This is a genomic window from Streptomyces sp. NPDC033966 (genome assembly GCF_055575955.1).
This window is the reverse complement of record NZ_JBVIRQ010000002.1, coordinates 374,892-398,667: the sequence shown is the minus strand read 5'-3', so window position 1 is coordinate 398,667 and position 23,776 is coordinate 374,892. Positions and strand designations below refer to the sequence as shown.

Annotated in this window: 24 protein-coding genes; 18 read left to right on the top strand and 6 right to left on the bottom strand. The window is 73.9% G+C overall.

Features of this window, described 5'->3' with window-relative positions; all coding sequences use genetic code 11:
* Positions 1–41 precede the first annotated feature (41 nt).
* From ACZ518_RS07305 to ACZ518_RS07295, 3 genes are all read right to left on the bottom strand, one after another.
* A complete protein-coding gene (locus ACZ518_RS07305) occupies positions 42–1,061 on the bottom strand; it encodes a PHP domain-containing protein (protein WP_469112023.1) in 1,020 nt (339 codons plus the stop codon).
* A 59-nt stretch (positions 1,062–1,120) separates the two neighbouring features.
* The gene (locus ACZ518_RS07300; protein ID WP_469112341.1) at positions 1,121–1,882 is read right to left on the bottom strand and encodes a VOC family protein; all 762 of its coding nucleotides are present in this window, start codon (positions 1,880–1,882) and stop codon (positions 1,121–1,123) included.
* A gap of 105 nt (positions 1,883–1,987) precedes the next feature.
* Positions 1,988–2,554, bottom strand: coding sequence for an HPP family protein (locus ACZ518_RS07295; protein WP_469112022.1), 567 nt, complete (start codon positions 2,552–2,554; stop codon positions 1,988–1,990).
* Between the two features lie 285 nt (positions 2,555–2,839).
* Here ACZ518_RS07295 and ACZ518_RS07290 point away from each other — a divergent pair, with 285 nt between their 5' ends.
* From ACZ518_RS07290 to ACZ518_RS07275, 4 genes are all read left to right on the top strand, one after another.
* Positions 2,840–3,340 carry a hypothetical protein gene (locus ACZ518_RS07290; RefSeq protein WP_469112021.1) on the top strand — a complete coding sequence of 167 codons (501 nt, stop codon included), beginning with the start codon at positions 2,840–2,842 and terminating at the stop codon, positions 3,338–3,340.
* 200 nt (positions 3,341–3,540) lie between these two features.
* Complete coding sequence (locus tag ACZ518_RS07285; RefSeq protein ID WP_469112020.1) at positions 3,541–4,506, top strand: isopenicillin N synthase family dioxygenase; 966 nt, start codon at positions 3,541–3,543, stop codon at positions 4,504–4,506.
* A 73-nt stretch (positions 4,507–4,579) separates the two neighbouring features.
* The gene (locus tag ACZ518_RS07280) at positions 4,580–5,113 is read left to right on the top strand and encodes a GNAT family N-acetyltransferase (RefSeq protein WP_469112019.1); all 534 of its coding nucleotides are present in this window, start codon (positions 4,580–4,582) and stop codon (positions 5,111–5,113) included.
* Positions 5,114–5,250: 137 nt separating this feature from the next.
* On the top strand, positions 5,251–6,612 hold the full coding sequence (locus ACZ518_RS07275) for an FAD-dependent oxidoreductase (protein WP_469112018.1): 1,362 nt from the start codon (positions 5,251–5,253) through the stop codon (positions 6,610–6,612).
* A gap of 49 nt (positions 6,613–6,661) precedes the next feature.
* Here ACZ518_RS07275 and ACZ518_RS07270 read toward each other — a convergent pair whose 3' ends face one another.
* Entirely contained in the window at positions 6,662–7,123 is a 462-nt protein-coding gene (locus ACZ518_RS07270; protein WP_469112017.1) for a hypothetical protein, read from the bottom strand.
* 214 nt (positions 7,124–7,337) lie between these two features.
* Here ACZ518_RS07270 and ACZ518_RS07265 point away from each other — a divergent pair, with 214 nt between their 5' ends.
* The 6 genes from ACZ518_RS07265 (at position 7,338) to ACZ518_RS07240 (ending at position 12,584) form a co-directional block, all read left to right on the top strand.
* Complete coding sequence (locus tag ACZ518_RS07265) at positions 7,338–8,000, top strand: NADPH-dependent F420 reductase (protein WP_469112016.1); 663 nt, start codon at positions 7,338–7,340, stop codon at positions 7,998–8,000.
* Positions 8,001–8,168: 168 nt separating this feature from the next.
* Positions 8,169–8,372: a cold-shock protein gene (locus ACZ518_RS07260; protein WP_007268031.1), complete on the top strand. Its 204-nt coding sequence runs from the start codon at positions 8,169–8,171 to the stop codon at positions 8,370–8,372.
* 126 nt (positions 8,373–8,498) lie between these two features.
* Positions 8,499–9,899, top strand: coding sequence for a VWA domain-containing protein (locus tag ACZ518_RS07255; protein ID WP_469112340.1), 1,401 nt, complete (start codon positions 8,499–8,501; stop codon positions 9,897–9,899).
* 291 nt (positions 9,900–10,190) lie between these two features.
* Positions 10,191–10,793: a HutD/Ves family protein gene (locus ACZ518_RS07250; protein WP_469112015.1), complete on the top strand. Its 603-nt coding sequence runs from the start codon at positions 10,191–10,193 to the stop codon at positions 10,791–10,793.
* A 76-nt stretch (positions 10,794–10,869) separates the two neighbouring features.
* Complete coding sequence (locus ACZ518_RS07245; RefSeq protein ID WP_469112014.1) at positions 10,870–11,655, top strand: carbonic anhydrase; 786 nt, start codon at positions 10,870–10,872, stop codon at positions 11,653–11,655.
* A 56-nt stretch (positions 11,656–11,711) separates the two neighbouring features.
* Positions 11,712–12,584, top strand: a complete 873-nt coding sequence (locus ACZ518_RS07240; protein ID WP_469112013.1) for an RNA polymerase sigma-70 factor — start codon at positions 11,712–11,714, stop codon at positions 12,582–12,584.
* Between the two features lie 7 nt (positions 12,585–12,591).
* Here ACZ518_RS07240 and ACZ518_RS07235 read toward each other — a convergent pair whose 3' ends face one another.
* Positions 12,592–13,179, bottom strand: a complete 588-nt coding sequence (locus tag ACZ518_RS07235) for a YdeI/OmpD-associated family protein (protein WP_469112012.1) — start codon at positions 13,177–13,179, stop codon at positions 12,592–12,594.
* Positions 13,180–13,374: 195 nt separating this feature from the next.
* Positions 13,375–14,070, bottom strand: coding sequence for a TetR/AcrR family transcriptional regulator (locus tag ACZ518_RS07230; RefSeq protein WP_469112011.1), 696 nt, complete (start codon positions 14,068–14,070; stop codon positions 13,375–13,377).
* 128 nt (positions 14,071–14,198) lie between these two features.
* Between ACZ518_RS07230 and ACZ518_RS07225 the strand changes: the two genes are divergently transcribed.
* The 8 genes from ACZ518_RS07225 (at position 14,199) to ACZ518_RS07190 (ending at position 23,682) form a co-directional block, all read left to right on the top strand.
* Complete coding sequence (locus ACZ518_RS07225; protein ID WP_469112010.1) at positions 14,199–15,881, top strand: amidohydrolase; 1,683 nt, start codon at positions 14,199–14,201, stop codon at positions 15,879–15,881.
* A gap of 56 nt (positions 15,882–15,937) precedes the next feature.
* Positions 15,938–17,617, top strand: coding sequence for an ABC transporter substrate-binding protein (locus tag ACZ518_RS07220; protein WP_469112009.1), 1,680 nt, complete (start codon positions 15,938–15,940; stop codon positions 17,615–17,617).
* Entirely contained in the window at positions 17,614–18,600 is a 987-nt protein-coding gene (locus tag ACZ518_RS07215; protein WP_469112008.1) for an ABC transporter permease, read from the top strand. The genes ACZ518_RS07220 and ACZ518_RS07215 overlap by 4 nt, the downstream gene beginning before the upstream one ends.
* Positions 18,597–19,415 carry an ABC transporter permease gene (locus ACZ518_RS07210; RefSeq protein ID WP_469112007.1) on the top strand — a complete coding sequence of 273 codons (819 nt, stop codon included), beginning with the start codon at positions 18,597–18,599 and terminating at the stop codon, positions 19,413–19,415. Before ACZ518_RS07215 ends, ACZ518_RS07210 begins: the two co-directional genes overlap by 4 nt.
* Positions 19,412–20,398, top strand: a complete 987-nt coding sequence (locus tag ACZ518_RS07205; protein WP_469112006.1) for an ABC transporter ATP-binding protein — start codon at positions 19,412–19,414, stop codon at positions 20,396–20,398. Before ACZ518_RS07210 ends, ACZ518_RS07205 begins: the two co-directional genes overlap by 4 nt.
* Positions 20,395–21,228, top strand: a complete 834-nt coding sequence (locus tag ACZ518_RS07200) for an ABC transporter ATP-binding protein (protein ID WP_469112005.1) — start codon at positions 20,395–20,397, stop codon at positions 21,226–21,228. The genes ACZ518_RS07205 and ACZ518_RS07200 overlap by 4 nt, the downstream gene beginning before the upstream one ends.
* A gap of 90 nt (positions 21,229–21,318) precedes the next feature.
* A complete protein-coding gene (locus ACZ518_RS07195) occupies positions 21,319–22,587 on the top strand; it encodes an SGNH/GDSL hydrolase family protein (RefSeq protein WP_469112004.1) in 1,269 nt (422 codons plus the stop codon).
* 135 nt (positions 22,588–22,722) lie between these two features.
* A complete protein-coding gene (locus ACZ518_RS07190; RefSeq protein ID WP_469112003.1) occupies positions 22,723–23,682 on the top strand; it encodes a PLP-dependent cysteine synthase family protein in 960 nt (319 codons plus the stop codon).
* The last annotated feature ends 94 nt before the right edge of the window (positions 23,683–23,776 follow it).

Below are 23,776 nucleotides of genomic sequence, written 5' to 3'. Positions count from 1 at the left end.
TGACGAGATATCAGAAGAGGGGCCGGTCCGAAAGAAACGGCCTACGCGGTCCAGGCGAGCAGCCGGTCGGCTGGCCAGGTGTTGACCACCCGCTCCTGCGGCACCCCGCACTCGGCAGCCCGTTCGCAGCCCAGGATCTGCCAGTCCAGCTGGCCCGGGGCGTGCGCGTCGGTGTCGACCGCGAAGAGGGTGCCCGCCGCGACGGCCAGCCGCAGCAGCCGCCGGGGCGGGTCCAGGCGCTCGGGGCGGCTGTTGATCTCCACGGCCGTGCCGGACTCCGCGCACGCCGCGAAGACGGCCTCGGCGTCGAAGGTGGACTCGGGCCGGGTCCGGCCCGTCACCAGCCGGCCCGTGCAGTGCCCGAGGACGTCCAGCAACGGATTGCGCACGGCCTTGAGGAGCCGTCGCGTCATCGCGGGCGACTCCATCCGCAGTTTCGAGTGGACGGACCCCACCACCAGGTCGAGCCGCTCCAGCAGCTCCGGCTCCTGGTCGAGCGAGCCGTCGAGGAGGATGTCGCACTCGATGCCGGTGAGCAGCCGGAAGGGGGCCCACTCCTCGTTCAGCTCCGCCACCACCCGCAGCTGCTCGCGCAGCCGCTCCGGCGACAGCCCCCGGGCCACCTTCAGGCTCGGCGAGTGGTCCGTCAGCACCGCCCACTCGTGCCCCAGCTCCGCGGCGGCCCGCCCCATCGCCCCGATCGGGCTCCCGCCGTCGGACCAGTCCGAGTGCAGGTGGCAGTCCCCGCGCAGGGCGGCGCGCAGCGCGGTGGCGGCGGGCGAGGCGGGCGGGCCCTGCGGCATCGCCGCGGCCTCCTCCTCCAGGGCGCCCAGGTACTCGGGGATCCGGCCGGCCAGCGCCTCGCGCACCACCTCGGCGGTCTTGGGGCCGATGCCCTTGACCGCCTCCAGGGTTCCGGCCGCCGCGCGCTCGGCGGTCTCCCGCCCGCCCAGCTGCGCCACGGCGGCCGCCGCCGTACGGAAGGCCCGCACCCGGTAGGTCGGTGCCTGCGCGCGCTCCAGCAGGAACGCGATCCGGTCCAGTGCCGCCACCGGGTCCATGGCGTACCTCCTCCCGGACCCAGTCTCCCCGCGGGTCCGGGGACCGGCGAGCGGACCCGTCAGCGCGCGCCGTCCTCCGGTCCGGGCGGCGCGACCCGCTCCGTGAGGGTGAACAGGGCGCCGTCCGGGTCGCGGAGCAGGAGGGAGCGCTCGGTGCCGTCCGAGGTGACCACCGACACGGTGCGCCCGCCGAGGTCGAGGGCCGACTCGACGGCGGAGTCCAGGTCCGCCACCCGGAAGTGCACGTGCCAGCGGGGCCGCGTGTGCGGGGCGTAGCCGCCCGGCTCCACCGGGCCGCTGTCCAGCCGGGCCACCGGCTCCCCGCCCTGCCGCAGGACGACCCGCTCCTCCTCGTACGAGACCTCGCAGCACCCCTCGCGGCCGCTGGCCCACTCCAGCACCTCGCCGTAGAACAGGGCGGCGTCGAAGGCGTTCCGCGTCCGCAGCTCCAGCCAGGCCGGCGCCGGTCCCACGCCCACCCGCCAGCCCGAGGAGACGGGCCCCTGCCAGACCCCGAAGACCGCGCCGTCCGGGTCCGCGACCAGCGCGGCCCGCCCGCCCCCGGGGAAGGACACCGGGCCCACCGCGACCGTGCCGACGCGCTCGCGGATCCGGGAGGCCGCCACGTCCACGTCGTCGACCGCGAAGTACGGGGTCCAGGCCACCGCCACCGCCAGATCCGTGGCCAGCGCCCCGATCCCGGCGACCGGTACGCCGTCCAGCACGGCCACCGAGAAGGCCGAGCCCAGCCGGGCCCGGCGGAAGCTCCACCCCACGACCGCCGCGTAGAAGCGCTGGGACGCCTCCAGGTCGCGGGCCATCAGACTCACCCAGCAGGGGGCCCCGAAGACGTCCTTCGCAGAAATTTCCACACCACAAGGAGTAGCGTCCGCGCCCCCTCGCCGCAGCGCAGGCGCGCCCGCAGGTCACCACCAGTACGCGGGGTACCTCGGAGCGGTGCGGCGGATGCGGGACCCGGCGTAACCGGTGAGGACCAGCAGCACGGTCGACCCGAAGAGCAGCGGGACGAACCGGGCGGGCGCCGGGGTCTGGAGCACGGTCACCACGGCGGTGGCCACCGCCGGGGAGTGCGGGGTGCGGGCCAGCGTCAGCAGGGCCAGGGTGAGCCCGGCCGCCAGGGCCGCCGCCCAGGCACTGCTGCCCGCCACGGCCAGGACCGCGAAACCGGCCGCCGCGCCGATCAGGTGCCCGACGACCACCCCGCGCGGCTGGGCCAGCGGCAGGGTGGGGGCGCTGTGCACCAGCGCGGCGCTCGCGGCCAGCGGGGGTATCAGGACCGGCTCGTGGATCAGCGCGCCGATCCCGACGAGGCCGAGCAGCACGGTGGTCGCGGCGCTGACGCTGTGGACGGCGGCGGCCGCGCTCGGCCGGGCGGGGGCCCGGGGCGTGACCAGGCGCCTGCGCGGGGAGGGGACGGGAGCGGGAGCGTCGGCGCTCACGCCGGTGGCGGTGGCGGTGGTGCTGGGGTGCATGCGGGGGCAGGTTTCCGGTACGGGCGGGGCAGGGAGGCAGGAGCGGCCGCGCCTGGACGGTGATCGACCGTCGGCCGGGGCCGGAGGGGTAGGGGGTGTCCGATCCGGGTACGGACGGCGCAATCCGGACACGACCCTATCGCCCCGGCCTTCTGGGGAAGCCGTCGGGGTGTGGCAGGAGGGACTGCGGGCAGTCGGAGCACAAACAGCGGATCGGCCGGAAACGGCCGGCCGTGATCGTGTATGACTGCGGAGGCACGAGCTTGCGGCAGGGAAGGACCAGCAATGACGACGCACCCCCATCTCGCCGGGATCCTCACGGACCTCGACGCCGTGATCGCCGAAGCCCCCGCCGACGCGACCGGCGCCCTGTGGCGGCTGACCGGGACCGGGCGCGGGCTGGACTCCAACCTGATCCGGCTGCGTCCCGGAACGGTGATCGCGGAGCACGCCGAGCCCGCCCTCGACGTCCTGCTCGTCGTGGTGGCGGGTGGCGGCCGGATCGACACCGAGGAAGGCCCGCACCGGCTGCGCCCGCACACCGCCTGCTGGCTCGCGCGCGGTGCCCGGCGCTCCCTGACCGCAGGCCCGCAGGGGCTGACGTACCTCACCGTGCACACCCGGCGCCCCGGCCTCGGCATCGGCACCGCCGGGCGGGCCGCGGGCACCGCCGAGGGCGGGGAGACGGCGTGCCTGCTGCACCGGGTCTGCCCCGACTGCGGCCGGCTCGCCACCGAGTCCGGCGCCCGCTACTGCTCCCGCTGCGGCACCGCCCTGCCGGACTGACCCCGCCGGCACGGCCCCTGCCGGACTGCCCCCCGGCCCCGGCCCGCCCCGCCGGCCCCGGACGCCGGGCGGGACCCGGTCGACGAGGGAGGCCCGGCCGCCCCCGTCCGGACCACGCACCGCCGTTCGGCGGCCCCGGAGCCCCCCTGCCCCCTACGCTCGGAGCGGACTCCCGGCCCCTTCCCGGAAGGCAGGTCCCCATGCCCAGCACCCAGGTTCCCGTCATCGACCTCGGGCCGTGGCGCTCCGGCGATCCCGCCGCCCGCGCCCGGACCGCCGCCCGCGTCGACGAGGCGCTCCAGGCGGCCGGCTTCCTGCTGGTCACCGGACACGGGGTGGACCCGGGGCTGCCCGCCCGGATCCGGGAGGCCGCCCGCACCTTCTTCAGGCTGCCGCCGGAGGCGAAGGAGCCGTACGCCGTCAGCGTCGGCGGGCGCGGCTGGCTCGGCCCCGGCGCGGAGGCCAACAGCTACGCGGAGGGGACGGCCTCGCCGCCCGACCTGAAGGAGTCCTGGTCCTGGGCAGCCGAGGACCCGACGGGGGTGCCCTCGGTGGACGCCGAGTGGTTCCGCCCCAACACCTGGCCCGCCGAGGTGCCGGGGCTGCGGCCGCCGGTGGCCGAGTACCTGGCCGCGATGCGGGCCCTCTCGGACGAACTGCTGGAGCTGCTGGCGGTGGCCCTGGCCCTGCCCGAGGACCACTTCACCCGCCACACCGGCCACCCCACCTGGGGGTTCAACGTCAACTGGTACCCGGGCACCGGGACGGTCGGCGAGCCGCTGCCCGGGCAGTTCCGCATCGGGCCGCACACCGACTTCGGGACGGTGACCGTCCTGGACCGGGAGCCGGGCGCGGGCGGCCTCCAGATCCACACCGACGAAGGGGGCTGGCAGGACGCCCCCTGGGACCCGGCGGCGCTCACCGTCAACATCGGTGACCTGCTCGCCCGCTGGACCGGGGACCGCTGGCGGGCCGGCCGCCACCGGGTGCTGCCGCCGCCCGCGCACGCCCCGGCCGAGGAACTGGTGTCGCTGGTCTACTTCTACGAGTGCGACGCGCACACCCGCGTGGAGTCCCTGCCCGCCCCGGTCGGCAGGGTGGCGCACGAGCCGGTCGACTCGCACGTCTACCTGCGCGCGAAGCTCGACGCCATCACGGTGCCCTGAGGGCGGCCCGGTCCGGCCCGGTCCGAGCGGGGCCGATTACCCCTGATCGGACCCCGTTCGGCAGGATGTGCGCATGACCGAGATCCGCACCCCCCGCCTCCTCCTCCGCCGCTGGACCGACGACGACCTCGTCCCCCTCTCGGAGATCAACGCAGACCCGGACGTGATGCGCTGGATCGGCGACGGTTCCGGGCTCGACCTGGAACAGACCGCCGACGCCATCGAGCGCTGGGAGGAGGAGTGGGACGACGAGGGCTTCGGCCTGTTCGCCGTCGAGCTCCTCGCCTCCGGCGAGCTGATCGGCGCCGTCGGCCTGTCCGCCGCCGACGACCTGCCCGAGACGCGGCACCAGGTCCAGATCAGCTGGCGCCTGGGCCGGGCCTTCTGGGGCCAGGGCTACGCCTCCGAAGCGGCCCAGGCGACCCTGGAGTTCGCCCTCCAGGACCGGGGCCTCGACCGTGTCGTCGCCGTCAACCGGCTCGGCAACGAGGAGTCCGAGAACGTGATCCGCAAGCTCGGCATGCGGAGCGACGGGGAGACCTCCGACCCGGAGACCGGCGCCCGGCTCACCCTCCACAGCATCGACCTCACCGAGTACGAGGCCTGAGCGGTCCCAAAGTCAGACTTTGGTAAGGCATAAGATCTGTTTATGGGGCCATAACCCGGGGGCGGGTGCCGGGTTAGGGTGGCCTTAGTTTAGGGTTTCCTTGATCAGTCAGATTGTCGGTCGAAGGGAACCCTGTCATGCCTCGCTCTCTGCGGGTAGCAATCGTCGGCGCCGGCCCCGCCGGTATCTACGCGGCCGACGCGCTGCTGAAGTCCGAGGCGGCGGGCGACCCCGGCGTGTCCATCGACCTCTTCGAGCGGATGCCCGCACCCTTCGGCCTGATCCGCTACGGGGTGGCCCCCGACCACCCGCGGATCAAGGGCATCATCACCGCCCTGCACCAGGTGCTCGACAAGCCGCAGGTCCGCCTCTTCGGCAACGTCGACTACCCGAACGACATCTCGCTCGACGAGCTGCACGCCTTCTACGACGCCGTCATCTTCTCCACCGGCGCCACCGCGGACCGTGCCCTCGGCATCCCGGGCGTCGACCTCGACGGCTCCTACGGCGCGGCCGACTTCGTCTCCTGGTACGACGGGCACCCCGACGTTCCGCGCACCTGGCCGCTGGAGGCCGAGAAGGTCGCCGTCCTCGGCGTCGGCAACGTCGCCCTCGACGTCGCCCGCATCCTCGCCAAGACCGCGGACGAGCTCCTCCCGACCGAGATCCCGCCGAACGTCTACGACGGCCTCAAGGCCAACAAGGCCCTGGAGGTCCACGTCTTCGGCCGCCGCGGCCCGGCCCAGGCGAAGTTCAGCCCGATGGAGCTGCGCGAGCTCGACCACTCGCCCAACATCGAGGTCATCGTCAACCCCGAGGACATCGAGTACGACGAGGGCTCGATCGCCGAGCGGCGCAAGAACAAGCAGACCGACATGGTCGCCAAGACCCTGGAGAACTGGGCGATCCGCGACATCGGCGACCGCCCCCACAAGCTGTTCCTGCACTTCTTCGAGTCCCCGGCCGAGGTCCTCGGCGAGGACGGCAAGGTCGTCGGCCTGCGCACCGAGCGCACCGAGCTGGACGGCACCGGCAACGTCAAGGGCACCGGGCGGTTCACCACCTGGGACGTCCAGTCCGTCTACCGGGCCGTCGGCTACCTCTCCGACGAACTGCCCAAGCTGCCCTGGGACGTGGAGTCCGGCACGGTGCCCGACGAGGGCGGCCGCGTCATCGAGAACGGCGGGCACCTCGCCTCGACGTACGTCACCGGCTGGATCCGGCGCGGCCCGATCGGTCTGATCGGCCACACCAAGGGCGACGCGAACGAGACCGTCGCCAACCTGCTGGCCGACCACGCCGAGGGGCGTCTGCTCACCCCCGCCACCCCCGAGCCGGAGGCGGTCGAGGCCTTCCTCGCCGAGCGGCGGGTCCGCTACACGACCTGGGACGGCTGGTACAAGCTGGACGCCGCCGAGAAGGCGCTGGGCGAGCCGCAGGGCCGCGAGCGCGTGAAGATCGTGGAGCGCGAGGGGATGCTCGGGGCGAGCGGCGCCTGAGATCACGGGTGGGGCCCGCCGTCGGCGGGCCCCACCGGCGTGTCCGGGGTCAGTCCCGGATCGCGGTGATCTTCCTGGTCGCCAGGTCGGCCTGCACGTGGACCGTCGTGGTGGTGTTGCCGCTCCAGGTCAGGGTGACCGCGGCGTTGGTCTTGCCCATCCCGCTGTCGACGGACGTCACCTTCCACTTGAGCGGTACGTTCTGGGCGCGCAGCACCCCGTCGGCGTGGTGGGCGTCCTCCCACTGCCTCAGCTCCCGCTGGAGGGGCTCGGAGAGGTAGAAGGCGCGCAGCCGCTCGGCCGTCGCGCCGTCCCCGTCGTAGACCGCGTCGACGTACGAGCCGTAGAAGTCGGCGATCCGGGTGAACGCCCCCTCCGGGCTGCCGGAGACGGACGGCGGCGCGGCCGCGGTGGCGGAGGTGCCGGCGGCGAGGGCGAAGGAGAGGGCGGCCGCCCCCGCGGTGGCGGCGAGGGCGATGGACGTGACGCGCTTGGTCGGGAGCTGGAGCATCGGTCGGTACCTTTCCCCGGGATCACGTGCCGGTACGGTTCCCGGCTGCCCTGGATGACGGGGACGGACCGCCACCCGGTTCTACTTGTCCGGGAAATGGCGAGATTTCGCCCGTACGGGCGATCCGTTCCCTTGGGTCCGTGCCGCAGCGGAATGCCGCGGGCCGGCCGGAGGTTGCGACGAACGCGATATCCGACTCCGCACTGGAGGGCTCATGAAGATCGGCATCATCGGCGCCGGCAACATCGGCGGCAACCTCACCCGCCGGCTCACCTCGCTCGGACACCAGGTCTCCGTCGCCAACTCCCGGGGCCCGCAGACCCTCGCCGCCCTCGCCGAGGAGACCGGCGCCACCCCCGTCACCGTGGCCGAAGCGGCGCGCGGCGCCGAGATCGTGGTGGTCACCATCCCCTTCAAGAACATCCCCGACCTGCCCGCCGGACTCTTCGACGGGGCGGCCGAGGACCTCACCGTCATCGACACCGGCAACTACTACCCGAAGCACCGCGACGGCCGGATCGCCGAAGTCGAGGACGAGGGCCTGACCGAGAGCCGCTGGACCGAACGCCACCTGGGGCACCCGGTGGTCAAGGCCTTCAACGGCACTTACGCGGCCGACATCATCGACCGGCCGCGGCCCGCCGGACACCCCGAGCGGATCGCCCTCCCCGTCGCCGGCGACCGCGAGGAGGCCAAAGAAGCGGTCCGCGCGCTCATCGACGAGCTCGGCTTCGACACCGTCGACGCGGGCGGCCTCGACGAGTCCTGGCGCCAGCAGCCCGACACCCCCGTCTACGGGCTGCGCGGCGGCGTCGAGGCCGTGACCCGGGCCCTGGCCGAGGCCTCGCCCGTCCGCACGGACGAGTTCCGCGGCTGATTACGTACACCCGATCGACGTAACGCTCTGCATTTATGCGGGAGCCCTGTGCTACGGTCCTGGCAGTTGCAGGTGTGGTTCCCGGAGATCTTCGGACAGGGTCAATCATCACGGCGACTCCGGGTCCGCACAGTGCGGCTCCGGGTACGGCCCCGAAGGAGAATCGATATGGCGTCCGGCACCGTGAAGTGGTTCAACGCGGAAAAGGGCTTCGGCTTCATCGAGCAGGACGGCGGCGGCGCCGACGTGTTCGCCCACTACTCGAACATCGCCACCCAGGGCTACCGCGAGCTCCAGGAGGGCCAGAAGGTGAACTTCGACGTCACCCAGGGCCAGAAGGGCCCGCAGGCCGAGAACATCGTGCCCGCCTGAGCCTCCGGACGGCTTCGCCGCGGCGCCGGGGTCCGCACCAGTGGGTGCGGACCCCGGCGCCGTGCGTTCCGGGCCGATTCGGGCCCGGGGAGCGGGCCCAGCGGGCAGACTGTCCGCGTGACGACAATGAGCAAAGGCGCCAACGTCCCGGTCGCCGCCACCTCCGTCAGAGCCGTGCTCGGCTGGTCCGCCGGGCCGGGAGTGCCCGACGTGGACGCCTCCGCGCTGCTGCTGGCCGGCACCGGACGGGTCCGCTCCGACGGGGACTTCGTCTTCTACAACCAGCCCCGCCACGCCTCGGGAGCCGTACGCCACCTGGGCAAGCGGCCCGGCGCGGACACCCTCGACGTCGACCTCGCCGCGCTGGAGGGCGACATCGAGCGGGTCGTGCTCTGCGCCTCCGCCGACGGCGGCACCTTCGGCCGGGTCCCGGGACTGCACCTGTGCCTGCTCGACGCCGTCTCCGGCGCCGAACTGGCCCGCTTCGACATGGAGGCCGGGCCGGAGACCGCCTTCGTGAGCGGCGAGCTCTACCGGCGGGCCGGGGCGTGGAAGTTCCGGGCCGTCGGCCAGGGGTACGCGAGCGGGCTCGCCGGACTCGCGACCGACTACGGCATCACCGTGGACGACGCCCCGCCGCCCGCGGCCGTCCCCGCGCGGCCCCCGGCACCGGCCGCCGCGCCCGCGCCGGCCCCCGCTCCCCGGCCGGTACCAGCGCCCGCGCCCGCGCCCGCCCCGGTGGCCGGTGAGGCAGCCGTACGGCTGGTCAAGGGCGAGGAGTGGCTCCCCGAAGACATGCGGGGGCGCCTGTCGCTGCGCAAGAAGCAGGTCGCCGTCAGCCTGAGCAAGGCCGGCGCCCAGGGGGTCACGGCCCGCGTGGTCCTGGTCCTCGACGCCTCCGGATCGATGAACACCCTGTACGCGCGCGGCACCGTCGCGAGCGTGGTCGAGCGGATGGCGGCCGTCGCCGCGCAGCTCGACGACGACGGCGAGATGCAGGCCTGGACCTTCGCCACCAACCCGGCCCGGCTGCCGGACCTCGCCGTCGGCGACCTGCCCGAGTGGCTGCGCCTGCACGTACGGGTCGGCCAGATGAGCCTCTTCGGCCGCAAGAAGCCGCCCAAGGGCCTGGTGCCCGGCCAGGTGGACATGCGGCAGGTCGGCTTCCAGAACGAGGAGCAGAAGGTCATCGCCGAGGTGCGGGACTTCGTACGCTCCCACCCGGTGCCGGCCCCGACCCTGGTGCTGTTCTTCTCCGACGGCGGCGTGTACCGCAACGACGAGATCGAGCGGGAGCTGCGGGCGGCCGTGGAGGAGCCGGTGTTCTGGCAGTTCGTCGGACTCGGCCGGGCCGGCTTCGGCGTACTGGAGCGCTTCGACACCATGCCCGGGCGGCGCGTGGACAACGTCGGCTTCTTCGCCGTCGACGACATCGACAGGGTCTCGGACCAGGACCTGTACGACCGGCTCCTGTCGGAGTTCCCCTCCTGGCTGCGCGCGGCCCGGCAGGCGGGCATCCTGCGCTGACCGGCCGCCGCCCGGCCGGGCCGCCGGGCCGGGTGAGCAGCAACGTTTCCGCAGTGGCCACTCGGAGTGAAGGGTCACGTCAAGGTGTACGAGGGCCGCAAGCTGCTGGGCGGGGTCACCCTCTGCCTGGCCCCGGCCAGGAGGTCGGCCGCGACGCCGGCGCCAACGACCAGGGGGGCTCCCACACCTGGACCAGCGGCTGCTGAAGGCTCCCCGCTAGGCTCGGCCTTCGCCGCCCGGGTCCGTACCGCAAGCCCCGGCGGTACGGACCCGAGGGAAGGAAACACCGTCATGCCCGGCCCCGCCGAGATCCGGATCCTGCGCGCCGCCGACCGGACGGCCGCACCGTGGAAGAACGGCGGCGGCGTCACCCGCGAGATCGCGGCCCGGCCCGAGAACGCGGGGACGGACGACTTCGCCTGGCGGGTCAGCCTCGCCGAGGTGGAGGCCGACGGACCGTTCTCGAGCTTCCCCGGTGTCGACCGGATCCTCACCCTGGCCGAGGGCGCGGGCATGGACCTCACGGTCGGCGGCGCCCCGCGGCTCGTCGACGAGCGGTACGCGCCGCAGCACTTCCCCGGGGACCGGCCGACCGACTGCCGGCTGCTGGGCGGCCCCGTCGTGAACTTCAACGTGATGTACCACCGGGACCGGGTCCGGGCCCGGAGCGCCGTCGTCAGGGGCGAACTCGCCCTCACCGCGCTGCCGGACGAGACCCTGCTGGTCGTGGCCCTGGAGGGTCCGGCGACCCTCCACCGCCCGGGGCTGCCGGATGCCCGCACCGAACTCTGCCGCCACGACGCGGTTCTGCTGCGGGAGTCCGCGACCTGTGTGATCCGTACCGAGGGGCGGGTGGCCGTCGTGGGAATGCACACCATCGCCAGGGCGGATTGAGCCACCAGCAGATGGATTCAGGTCGATAAATTTACATGCATTGGTCAAGGGACGGTAAAGGCGGGTACCGTCGCGCATGCTTTCGAACATACGCACTTCGAACAGTTCTTCTGAGGGGGCGTCCCCGAACACCGCCGCGCACGGGGCGAGTTCGCCGAGCCGGCGCACCCTGCTGCGCACCGCCGTGGCCGGCACGGCGACCGCGGGATCCGTCCTCGCCCTGGGCTCCGCCTTCCCGGCATCCGCCGCCCCGCCCGCGCCCACCACCGGATCCCGCCCCACGACCCCCGAGCAGGCCCTGCGCGAGCTCGCCGCCGGCAACCGGCGCTGGCGCACGTTCCGCCAGGAGCACCCCCACGAGTCCCCGTCGACCCGGCTGCGGCTCACCAAGGGGCAGAGCCCCTTCGTCGTCGTCCTCGGCTGCGTGGACTCCCGGGTCCCCCCGGAGCTCGTCTTCGACCAGGGCCTCGGCGACCTGCTGACGGTCCGCTCGGCGGGCGAGGTGCTGGACGAGGCGGTGCTCGGCAGCGTCGCCTACGGCGTCCTGGAGCTCGCGATCCCGCTGGTGCTGGTCCTCGGCCACCAGTCCTGCGGCGCCGTCGGCGCGGCCGTCCACGCCGACGAGACCGGTGAACGGCTGCCGGCGCACATCCAGTACCTGGCCGACCAGATCCGCCCGGCGATCGACCGGAGCCAGCACGGCGACGCCCGCGTCAGCGCCACCATCGACGCCCACGCCCGCCGCACCCGCGACCGGCTCGCCGCCGAACCGGACCTGGCCCGCGCGATCTCCGCCGGGAAGCTCGCCGTGGCGGCGGCCCGCTACGACCTGCACGACCAGCGGGTGCGCACCTTCGACTGACATCCGGCGGGGGGGAGGGGTGGCCGGGCCCGCCGTACGCCGGGCAGAATCGAACGGTGATCACGACCGAAACCGAAACGGACCCCTTCAACGAACACCGAAGGCTGCTGTTCGCTACCGCCTACCGCATGCTGGGGACCGTCAGCGACGCCGAGGACATCGTCCAGGACGCCTGGCTGACCTGGAACAAGGCCGACCGCTCGGAGGTACGCCACCCCAAGGCGTACCTCGTGCGCACGGTCACCAACCTGTCCCTGAACCGGCTCACCTCCGCCCGCGCCACGCGGGAGGAGTACGTCGGTCCCTGGCTGCCGGAGCCCCTGCTCACCGAACCCGACGTGGCGCAGGAGCAGGAGCTCGCCGAGAGCGTCTCCACGGCGATGCTGGTCGTCCTGGAGACGCTGGGACCCGTGGAGCGCGCCGTGTTCGTGCTGCGCGAGGTCTTCGGCTACTCCCACGCCGAGATCGCCGGCTTCCTGGACCGCCCCGAGCCGGCGGTCCGGCAGATCTCCCACCGCGCCCGCAAGCACGTCGCGGAGCGCCGCCACCGCTACGACAGCGACACCGCGGAGCGCGAGCGGATCACGCAGCGCTTCCTGAAGGCCTGCTCCGGGGGAGACCTGAACGAGGTCCTGGCGATGCTCGCCCCCGACGTCACCGCCTGGTCCGACGGCGGCGGCAAGGTCACCGCCGGCCGCCGCCCGCTGTACGGCCAGGACCACGTGGGCCGCTTCCTGATCGGCGTGCTGTCCAAGCCGGCCATGGCCGGGGTCACCGTCGTCCCGGCGGTCATCAACGGCGAGCTCAGCGTCCTCGCCCTGGCCGGGGACGAGCCGATCGGCTCGCTCACCTACGACCTGGAGGGCGGCCTCATGCGCAACATCCGCATCCAGGTCAACCCCGACAAGCTGGCGGGCCTGCGCCGCTGACGGGCCGTCATCGCCCCGGACCGGGCTCCTCCGTGCGCCGCAGCGTGCCGAGGGCCCGGTCGAGGCGGGCCCGGCGGGTCTCCGGGGTCAGGGCCTGGAGCAGCGGCAGCGCCAGCTGGTAGCGGGCGCTCCGGCCGAGGGCCTCGAACGCCGCCCGGGCCCGGGGGTCCGCCTCCAGGGCGGCCGCCAGGTCGGGCGGGACCGCCGCCGTGCGCTGGGACTCGTACGCGGCAGCCCACCGCCCGTCGGCCTGCGCCCTGCGCACCTCCGCGAGCCCCGGTTCGCGCATCCGGCCGGCCGCCGTCAGCGCCGCGACCTTCTCGACGTTGACCTGCGACCACAGGCTCCTCGGGCGGCGCGGTACGTACTTCTGGAGGTAGTGCCGCTCGTCGTGCGAACGCCGCTGGCCGGAGACCCAGCCGTAACAGAGGCCGATGTCCACCAACTCGTCGTCGGTGACCGACGGGATGCCGGACTTCTTCCTGGCCACCTTGATCCACACGCCGTCGGCGCGCGCGTGGTGCCGCTCCAGCCAGCTCTCGAAGGCTCCGGCATCCGCGAAGGCGATGACCTCCACACCGTTGATCTCGTCCATGCGGTCCAGGCTAGTGCCGTGCCCGGAAAGGTCCACCGGGTCGCGGCGCCCGGCACGGCACCTCGCCGCGTTGTCGGACCGCGCAAGTACGTCCAGTACGAGCCGCGGTCCTCCGCCTTGCGATGCACCGCACCGGACACCGCGACCCGGCAAACCTTCCCGGCCACAGCACTGGCGACACCAACTGACAACGGCCTAAGTCCCGTTGGCCGTGCGGGCCCGCTCCTCGATCGCGGTGATCAGCGCCTCGACCCGGAGGCGGAAGATCTCCTCCTCCGTCACCTCGGCGAGTTCGCCGCTGAGCCGGGTGATGTTCGGGAAGCCGCCGGGGTCGACCAGCCGGTACTCACGGCTCCAGGAGGCCTCGTCCGCCTCCCGCACCTCCGGCGGGAACAGCAGGTAGGCGGCGCGCTGGCCGACCCAGGCGAGGATGGAGTCGCCGACCATCCGGTAGTGCGCGGCCGCCTCGGCCCCTTCCAGCCCGGCCTCCCGCACCGCCCCGAGGATCAGTTCGACGACCCGGAACTCATTGGTCCGGCGGGTGGTCCGGCTGGCCATGGCCGAGCCGACCACCGGGTACTTGAGGGCGACCTCCAGCGAACCGGCGGCCAGTGCCCGCAGCCGGTCCTGCCAGCCGAGCCCCTCCGGGATGCCGGCGAGCACCTCTCCGAGGGTGCGGTCGGCGACGGACAGCAGCAGCTCGTCCTTGTCGCGGAAGTGGCGGTAGACCGCCGTCGGATCGGTGCCGAGCTCCTCGCCGAGGCGGCGGACCGTGAAGGCGTCCTCGCTGCCGCGCGCCGCGATGCGCAGACTCGCGTCGATGATCGCCTCGGGGGTGAGCTGGCTTCCGGCCCGCTTGGAACGGCCGGGGGTGTCGGGTGGCTTCGGCATGGTGCGGCCAGTGTATCGATCCGGCGGGGAGTCAGCGCAACACCGTTGACAACACTGTTGCGCTCCCGTTCACTCCTCCTCAACCAGCAAGCCGTGCGGGCCCCGCCCGCCGAGCCGGAGGATGCGCGATGGGCAGCAGCAGTCAGCGGGCCGACACCGTCTTCGTGGGAGGGAAGGTCTTCACCGGTACCTCCCGGGCCCCCGTCCGGGCGGCCGTCGCCGTCGGGGGAGGGAAGATCCTCGCCGTCGCCGGCGAGAGCGAGGTACGCCCCCTCGCGGACCGCGCCACCGAGGTCGTCGACCTCGCCGGAGGCCTGCTGCTCCCCGGCTTCCAGGACGCCCACGTCCACCCCGTGGTGGCCGGAGTCCAGATGCTCGGCTGCGACCTCGGCGAGGCCCGCTCCGCCGGCGAGTACCTGGCCGTGGTGGCCGCCTACGCCCGCAAGCACCCCGAGGCGGCCTGGATCCGCGGCGGCGGCTGGTCCATGGACGCCTTCCCCGGCGGCACCCCCACCCGGGCCATGCTCGACGCGGTGGTCCCGGACCGGCCCGTCCTGCTCACCAACCGCGACGGCCACGGCGCCTGGGCGAACACCCGCGCCTTCGAACGCGCCGGAGTCGGCCGGGACACCCCCGACCCGGCGGACGGCCGGATCGAGCGCGAGCCCGACGGCACCCCGGCCGGGACCCTCCAGGAGGGCGCCATGGAACTGGTCGCCCGCCACGTGCCCCGCGCCACCCCCGACGAGGCGTACGCCGGCCTGCTCGCCGCGCAGCGGCACCTCTTCTCCCTCGGCGTGACGGCCTGGCAGGACGCCATGATCGGCGCCTTCCCCGCCCAGCCCGACAACTACGGCGTCTACCTGCGGGCCGCCCGCGAAGGCTCCCTGAAGGCCCGCGTCGTCGGCGCACTGTGGTGGGACCGCGAGCGCGGCCTCGAACAGATCCCCGAGATCGAGGAGCGCCGCCGGGGCGGACGCGTCGGACGCTTCAACGCCACCAGCGTGAAGATCATGCAGGACGGCATCGCCGAGAACTTCACGGCCGGCATGCTGGAGCCCTACCTCGACGGCTGCGGCTGCGCCACCGCCAACTCCGGGCTCAGCTTCGTCGAGCCGGCGCTGCTCGCCGAAGCGGTGCGGATCCTCGACCGGTCCGGCTTCCAACTGCACTTCCACGCCCTCGGCGACCGCGCCGTGCGGGAGGTCCTCGACGCGCTGGAGGCGGCCCTCGCGGCCAACGGCGCCAACGACAACCGTCACCACCTCGCCCACCTCCAGGTCGTCCACCCCGACGACATCGGGCGCTTCGCCCGCCTCGGCGCCGCCGCGAACATCCAGGCGCTGTGGGCCGCCCACGAACCGCAGATGGACGAGCTGACCATCCCCTTCCTCGGCCCGCGGCGCGCGGCCCTCCAGTACCCGTTCGGCGACCTCCAGCGCGCCGGCACCCGCCTGGTGGCCGGCAGCGACTGGTCGGTCAGCAGCCCCAACCCCCTCTGGGGCGTCCACGTCGCCGTCAACCGCACCGTCCCCGCCGGCGAGGCCGACGCCCCCGCCCCCGGCGAGGTCCGCGAGCCCTTCTTCCCCGAGCAGGCCCTGACCCTGGCCCAGGCCCTGACCGCCTACACCGCCGGCAGCGCCTGGGTGAACCACCTCGACGAGGTCACCGGCACCGTCGAGCCGGGCAAGTACGCGGACCTCGCCGTACTCGACCGCGACCCCTTCGGACTGCCCGCCGAGGAGATCGGCGACGTACGGGTGCTCCGTACCTACGTCGACGGCGAACCGGTCCACACCGCCGCCGGCTGAACCCCTCCCCGCCCCGTCCCCGGCCGATCCCCGCCCACCCCTCACGGAGGCAGAAGATGCCATCACCCCGACCGAGAGCCGCCCTCCCCGGCAGCGGACGCGCCCGGCGCGCCCGGCACACCGTCGCCGCCGGCCTCGCGGCCGCCGCGGTACTCCTCACCGGCGCGTGCAGCGGCACCGCCGCCCCCCGCCCCGACGCCCCGGACTCCCCGGAGCTCACCGACCGGACCCCCGCCGCCGCCGGGAACCTGGACGGCTTCACCTGGTCGACGTACGCCGAGCCGACCAGCATCGACTACGCCTACTCCTTCGACTTCCCGCCCAACCAGATCCTCGCCAACGTCTGCGAGAGCCTGCTGCGCTGGAACCCGGACCTCACGACCTCCCCGAACCTCGCCTCCTCGTACGCCAACCCCACCCCCACCACCTGGGTCTACACGATCCGCCCCGGCGTCCGCTTCCACGACGGCACGCCCCTGACCGCCGACGACGTCGTGGCCTCCCTGCGCCGCAACCTCGACCCGGGGACCGCCAGCGTCTGGGCCTCCACCTTCCGCAACGTCAAGTCCGTCGACCGGACCGGGGACATGGAGGTGACCGTCACCCTCGCCAAGCCCGACTCCACCTTCAACCAGTACCTCGCCGCCGGCCCCGGCACGGTGGAGTCCGCCGCCACCCTCGCCAAGGCCGGCAAGGACTACGGGAACCCGCAGACCGGCGTCAACTGCACCGGCCCCTTCGCCTTCGGCTCCTGGACCTCGGGCCAGTCCCTCACCCTCAAGCGGTTCGACGGCTACTGGAACCCCGAGCTGAAGGCCAAGTCGGGCGAGGTGAAGTTCGTCTTCCTCTCCGACCCGACCACCCGGGTCAACGCCTTCCAGAGCGGCGAGGTCGACGGCGGCTGGATGGTCCCGGCAGGCGCCTACGGACAGCTGCGCTCGAGCCAGGCCGGAACGCTCTACTTCGGCCGCAACACCACCGTCGCCGACGAGGTCGTCGCCGACCTCAAGGGCCCCCTCGGCGACGCCCGCGTCCGCAAGGCCCTGCTGATGGCCACCGACCGGGCGGGCATCATCAAGGCCGGAGCCGGCGGCGTCGGAGAGGTCGCCCACTCCCTGGTCACCGACAACCTCTGGAGCGGGGCACCCGACGCCACCCGCGAGGCCCTCCTGAAGGACCTGCCCCGGTACCCCTACGACCCCGCGGAGGCCAAGGCGCTCGCCGCCGAGGCCGGCGTGTCCGGGCAGGAGGTCGTCCTCGCCACCAGCGCCGTGGACTCCCAGACGACGATCATCACCCAGGCCGTCGCCCAGGCCGCCACGGCCATCGGGCTCAAGCCGAGGATCGAGACCCTCTCCGCCGAGAAGTACTCCACGCTCTTCACCGACCCCGCCGCCCGCGAGGGCATCGACCTCTTCCTCACCTTCTGGTACACCTCCATCACCGACCCGCTGGACATGTACGGCTCCCTCCAGACCGGCAACTTCAGCAACTACGGCGGCTGGTCCGACCCCGCCTTCGACGCCGCCGTCGAACGGGCCGGGGCCGCCCACGACCCCGCCGGGCACGCCGCCGCCAACGCCGAGGCCCAGCGCATCGCCCTGCGGGAACTGCCCTGGCTGCCCCTCTACACCCAGCCGGTGAGCGTCTTCCTGGGCAAGCGCATCACCGGCGTGCAGCCGTCCATCGCCTACCTCTACTACCCGTGGGCGGCCGAGATCGGAGCCAGGGGATGACGGCCGCGGCCGCCCGCCCGGCGGCACTCGCCCGGGCCGGCCGGGTGCTGCGCCGGCTCGCCGGCATGGCCACCACCCTCCTGGTCACCTCCTTCCTGGTGTTCTCCTCCCTCTACCTCGCCCCCGGCGACCCGGCGGGCTTCCTCGTACGCGGCCGCAGCCCCAGCCCCGAACAGCTCGCCGAGATCCGCCGCCAGTACGGCTTCGACCAGCCCTTCCTGCTGCGGTACTGGCACTGGCTCGAAGGGGTCCTGCAGGGCGACTTCGGCCGCTCCCACCTCTTCCACCAGGACGTCGGAGCCCTCCTGTGGTCCCGGCTGCCCTCCTCCCTCCTCCTCGTCACCACCGCCGCGCTGCTGATCGCCTCCGTCGGCGTCGCCGCCGGAGCCCTCGGGGCGCTGCGGCGCGGCACCCGCACCGACCGGACGCTGATGCTGCTGGTCACGGTGGGGGCGGCCGCACCCGCCTTCGTCGTCGCCCTGCTCCTGCGCTCCGTGCTCGGCGTCCGCCTCGGCTGGTTCCCCACCATCGGCAACGGCAGCGGCGTACTCGACCGGCTCCACCACGTCCTGCTGCCCGCCATCGCCCTGTCCGTGACCTTCACCGCCCTGGTGACCCGTGTGACCCGCTCGGCGATGCTGGACGAACTGCGGCGCGAGCACGTGGAGGTCGCGCTCAGCCGGGGCACCCCACGCGCCACCGTGATCCGCCGCCACGTCCTGCGCAACGCCCTCGGGCCCGTCGTCACCGTCTCCGCGCTCCTCGTCTCCGGCATGCTGGTCAGCACCGCCATCGTCGAGACGGCCTTCGGGATGTCCGGCATCGGCTCCCTGCTCGTGCAGTGCGTGGACCAGCTGGACTTCCAGGTCGTCCAGGCGATCGTGCTGCTGGTGGTCACCGCGTTCGTCGTGGTCAACGCCCTCGTCGACCTCGTACTGCCGCTGATCGACCCGCGGACGGCCGCAGCGGGGAGCGCCCGGTGAACATCACGAAGACCCCGCTGCGGGCGCTCTGCCCGCTGCTCCTGGCCCTGTTCGTGCTCGTCGCGCTGCTCGCGCCCTGGCTCACCCCCCACGACCCCGCCTTCGGCCGGCTCGGCGACACCCTGCTCGGCCCCGGCCCCGACCACTGGCTCGGCACCGACCAGGGCGGCCACGACACCCTGTCCGCACTGATCGCCGGCACCCGCACCAGCCTCGCCGGACCGCTCGCCGTGGTCGTCTCCTCCACCGTCCTCGGCGTGGCCGTCGGCCTGTTCACCGCCTGGCGGGGCGGCCGGACCGACCGCCTCGCCGGCCGGGTCCTCGACATCCTCTTCGCCTTTCCCGCGCTGCTCCTCGCCATCCTCGCCGTCGCCCTCTTCGGCAAGGGGATGACGGCCCCCGTCATCGCCATGGCCCTCGCCTACATGCCGTACACGGCACGCCTCGTGCGCGGCCTCGCCCTCCAGGAGAAGGCCCGGCCCTACATCGCCGCCTACCGGGTCCAGGGACACTCCGCCCTGTTCACCACCGTGCGCGCCCTGCTGCCCAACATCGCCCCGACCCTGCTCGCCCAGTCCACCGTCAACTTCGGGTACGCCCTCCTCGACCTCGCCGCACTCTCCTTCCTCGGCCTCGGCGTCCAGCCGCCCACCCCCGACTGGGGAGCGATGATCAACCAGGGCCAGGCCGCCGTGCTCCAGGGCGAACCGCTGTCCGCGGTCGTCCCCGCCGTGGCCGTCGTCGTCGTGGTCGTCGCCTTCACCGTCGTCGGGGAGAACCTCGGCGACCGCCTCGCGGGAAGGGACTCCCGATGACACTGCTCCGGTACGAAGACCTCCGCATCACCCTGCCGGGCACGGCCCGCCCCCTCCTCGACGGCATCGGCCTGAGCGTGGACCCCGGCGAAACCGTCGTCCTCGTCGGCGAATCCGGCTCCGGGAAGTCCGTCACCGCCCGCGCCGCCCTCGGGCTGTTCCCCGCCGGCGCCGAGGTCCGGGGCCGGGTCACCGTCGACGGCACCGACCTGGTCGGCGCCGGCCGGGAGGGCCTGCGCGAGGTGCGCACCGCCAAGGCCGCGATGATCTACCAGGACCCCAGGGCAGCCATCAACCCGGTACGCCGCGTCGGGGACTTCCTCACCGAGTCCCTGCGCCTGGTGCACGGCTGGCCCAAGGCCCGCGCCCGCTCCCGGGCGGCCGAACTCCTCGACGCGGTGGGCCTCCCGGACCCCGTCCGGCACCTGGACCAGTACCCGCACGAACTGTCCGGCGGCATGCTCCAGCGCGTGGTGATCGCCGCCGCGCTCACCGCCGAACCCCGCCTGCTGCTGTGCGACGAGCCCACCACCGCCCTCGACGTCAGCACCCAGGCCGAGATCCTCGCCCTCCTGGGCCGGCTGCGGCGCGAACGCGGCCTCGGCCTGCTCCTGATCACCCACGACATCGAACTCGCCGCCTCCGTCGGGGACCGCGTCTACGTGATGTACGCCGGCCGCATCGTCGAGACCGCCCCCGCCGCCGAGCTCCTCACCGCACCCCGCCACCCCTACACGGCCGGCCTGATCGGCTCGGCGCCGCCCCTCGACGGCGCCCCGCCCGGCCGCCTCGTCCCCATCCCCGGAGCCCCCCTCGGCCTGCTCGAAGCGGCACCCGGCTGCGCCTTCGCACCCCGCTGCCGGTTCGTGGACCCCGGCCGCTGCGAGCAGTCCCCGCCACCGCTGCGCGAACGGGGCCCGGCCGCGGCCGCCGCCTGCCACCGGCTCGGCGAAGCCGCCCTCACCCCCGCGGAGGCCCGATGACCACCCCGCCCCCGACCCCGCTGCTCGAAGTCACCGGGCTGCGCAAGACCTACCGGACCGGCGGGACGGAGGTCGTCGCCGTCGACGGGCTGTCCTTCTCGCTGGAGCCGGGCGGCGCACTCGGCATCGTCGGCGAGTCCGGCTCCGGCAAGACCACCACGGCCCGGATGCTGGTCGGCCTGGAACGCCCCGACGCCGGCCGGATCCTCGTCCAGGGCAGCCTCCTCGCCGGGTCCGTCCGGGGCCGGGCGGCCCGGCTGGCCCGGGCCAAGGCCGTCCAGATCGTCTTCCAGGACCCCTACCTCTCCCTGGACGCCCGGCTGTCCATCGGCGCCGCCCTCGACGGGGTGCTCAGGCTGCACGGCACCCGCGACCCGGCGGCCCGCGCCGCCCGGGTACGGGAACTCCTCGCCCAGGTCGGCCTCGGCGACCGCGAGGCCGCCGCGCCGCCCCGCCGGCTCTCCGGCGGCCAGCGCCAGCGCGCCGCCATCGCCCTGGCACTGGCGGTGGAGCCGGCCGTCCTCGTACTCGACGAGGCCGTCTCCGCCCTGGACGTGTCCGTACAGGCCCAGGTGCTCAACCTGCTCGCCGACGTCCGCCGCGACACCGGCATCGGTCTGGTCTTCGTCAGCCACGACCTGGCGGTCGTCCGCTACGTCTGCGACGAGGCCCTCGTCATGTACCGGGGCCGGACCGTGGAACACCGGCCGGTCGCGGAGCTGCTGACGGCGCCCCGGCACCCGTACACCCGGCTGCTGCTGGCCTCCGTACCCCGCCCCGGATGGGACCCCGACGCCATCGCCCGGCGGCGCAGGGAGCCGATGCCGTGACCGCGGGGGCCCGTCCGCCGTGTGACCGGCCCCACACCCCGGAACCCGCCCCGGCCGTCACATCCGCGGGGCGGGCCGGGTCAGGGGGGTATGACCACGAAGAAGACCGCCCTCGCCGTCCCGCTCGCCGCCGCCCTCCTGGCCGTGGCCGGTACCACCGCCGCCACCCCCGCCGCGGCGCACACCACCCCCTGGCACAGCGCCTGGGGCGCCTCCCCGCAGGCCCCCACGCACACCGACTGGTTCCCCAACTGGTCCGAGGAGGGCTTCCGGAACCAGTCGGTGCGCCAGGTCGTCCGGGCCGGCGCCGAGGGCTCCGAGCTGCGCGTACGGCTCACCAACGCCTACGGGAAGACCCCGCTGAGGCTCACCGGCGCGACCGTCGCCCGCAGCGCCGGCGGCGCCGCCGTCCAGCCGGACTCCGTACGCACGCTGCGGTTCGGCGGCGCCGCCGCGGTGACCGTCCCGGCGGGCGGAACGCTCGCGAGCGACGCGGTGGCCCTCCCCGTCAAGGCCTTCGAACAGCTCACCGTCACCCTCTGGTTCCAGGGCCCCACCGGCCCCGCCACCTTCCACAACGTGGCCATGGGCACCTCCTACCGGGCCGACGGCGACCACCTCCGCGACACCGCCGGCGAGGCCTTCTCGGCCCCGGGCGACCAGAGCTGGTCCTGGTACCACCTGGCCGGGATCGACGTGAAGGGCGGCGGCCGGGACGGCGCCCGCCGCGCGGTCGTCACCTTCGGCGACTCCCTCTCGGACGGCTTCGGCGCGACCCCCGGCACCGACCGCCGCTACCCCGACGCCCTCGCGGGCCGCCTCGCCGGCCAGGACCGGCCGCGCGCCGTCCTCAACGCCGGGATCGCCGGGAACAAGGTCCTGAACGACTCGCCCTGCTTCGGCGAGAGCGCCCTGCACCGCTTCCGGCGCGACGCGCTCGGCCGCCCGGACACCGGCACGGTGATCGTCCTCCAGGGCACCAACGACATCATCCAGCCCGACATGCCCCAGGACCGCTGCACGGCCGGCCCCCGGGCGACCGCGCAGGAGATCATCGCCGGTCACAAGCAGTTGATCCGCGAGGCCCGCCAGCGCGGTGTCCGGATCCTCGGCGGCACCCTCCCGCCCTACGGCGACGCCCAGTACTGGAACCCGGGCGCGGAAGCCATCCGGAACGAGGTCAACGCGTGGATCCGCACCAGCGGGTCCTACGACGGCGTCGTGGACTTCGACCGGGCGGTCGCCGACCCGGAACACCCGCAGAAGCTGAAAGCGGAACTCGCCTTCGCCGACCGCCTCCACCTGAACGACGCGGGCTACCGGGCGATGGCCGAGGCGGTGGACCTCAAGTCCCTGTGACCCACCCGGTCCACGGACGCGCGGGGCGCGCGACCGGTACTCGAGTCAGGCCCGATGCGGGCACCAATCGCGCGCTACCGGGCCTGGCTACCTTTCAGAGACCCACCGCACGTCCAGCACCAAAGGGGTAGGCACGTGAACCACGCGCGCACCACCCGCCGCATCGCGGCATCACTCGAGGACCTCGTCGGCGGCACCCCGCTGTTCCGGCTCCAGCTCGACGGGCTGCCCGAATCGGCCCGGGTCCTCGCCAAACTGGAAGCGTCCAACCCGCTGTCCAGCATCAAGGACCGGGCCGCCCTCTTCATGCTGAGAGCCGCCGAGGAGTCCGGAGCCCTCCGGCCCGGCGCCACCGTCATCGAGTCCACCTCCGGCAACACCGGCATCGCCCTGGCGGCCCTCGCCGCCGCGCGCGGCTACCGCTGCCTGATCGTCCTCCCCTCCAACGCCTCCCGCGAACGCGTGCTGACCCTGCGGATGCTGGGCGCGGAGGTCGAGTTCACCGACCACGGCCTCGGCTTCGCCGCCTGCATCGAGCACGCCGAGAAGCTGCACGCCGACATGCCCGGCTCCTGGTACGCACGCCAGCACATGAACCCCGACAACGCCCGAGCCCACTACGAGACCACCGGTCCCGAGATCTGGCACGACGCCGACGGCCGCGTCGACTACCTGGTGTGCGGGATCGGCACCGGCGGCACCCTCAGCGGCACCGCCCGCTACCTGCGCGAGCGCAACCCGGACCTGAAGGTGGTCGCCGTCGAGCCGGCGGGCTCCGCGCTGCTCTCCGGCGGCGAGGCCGGCCCGCACGCCATCCCCGGCCTCAACGGCGGCTTCATCAGCCCCGTCACCGACATCCACCTCATCGACGAGGTGATCCCCGTCCAGGACGCCGACGCGGCCGCCACCACGCGCGCCATCGCCGCCCGCTCCGGCCTCCTCGTCGGGATCTCCGCGGGCGCCGCCGCGTACGGCTGCATCGAACTCGCCCGCCGCCACGACCTGTCGCACGCGGTCGTGGCCACCGTCTTCCCCGACAGCGGCGAGCGCTACCTCAGCTGGTGGCCCCAGGAGGACACCGCCGGCCGGGGGTGAGCCGGCGCCCGCCCCACCCCGCCCCGCCCCGCCCCACCCCCCGTTCCCACCCGAGTACGAGCCCGAAAATCCCTGCGGCCGCAGGGGGAGAAGA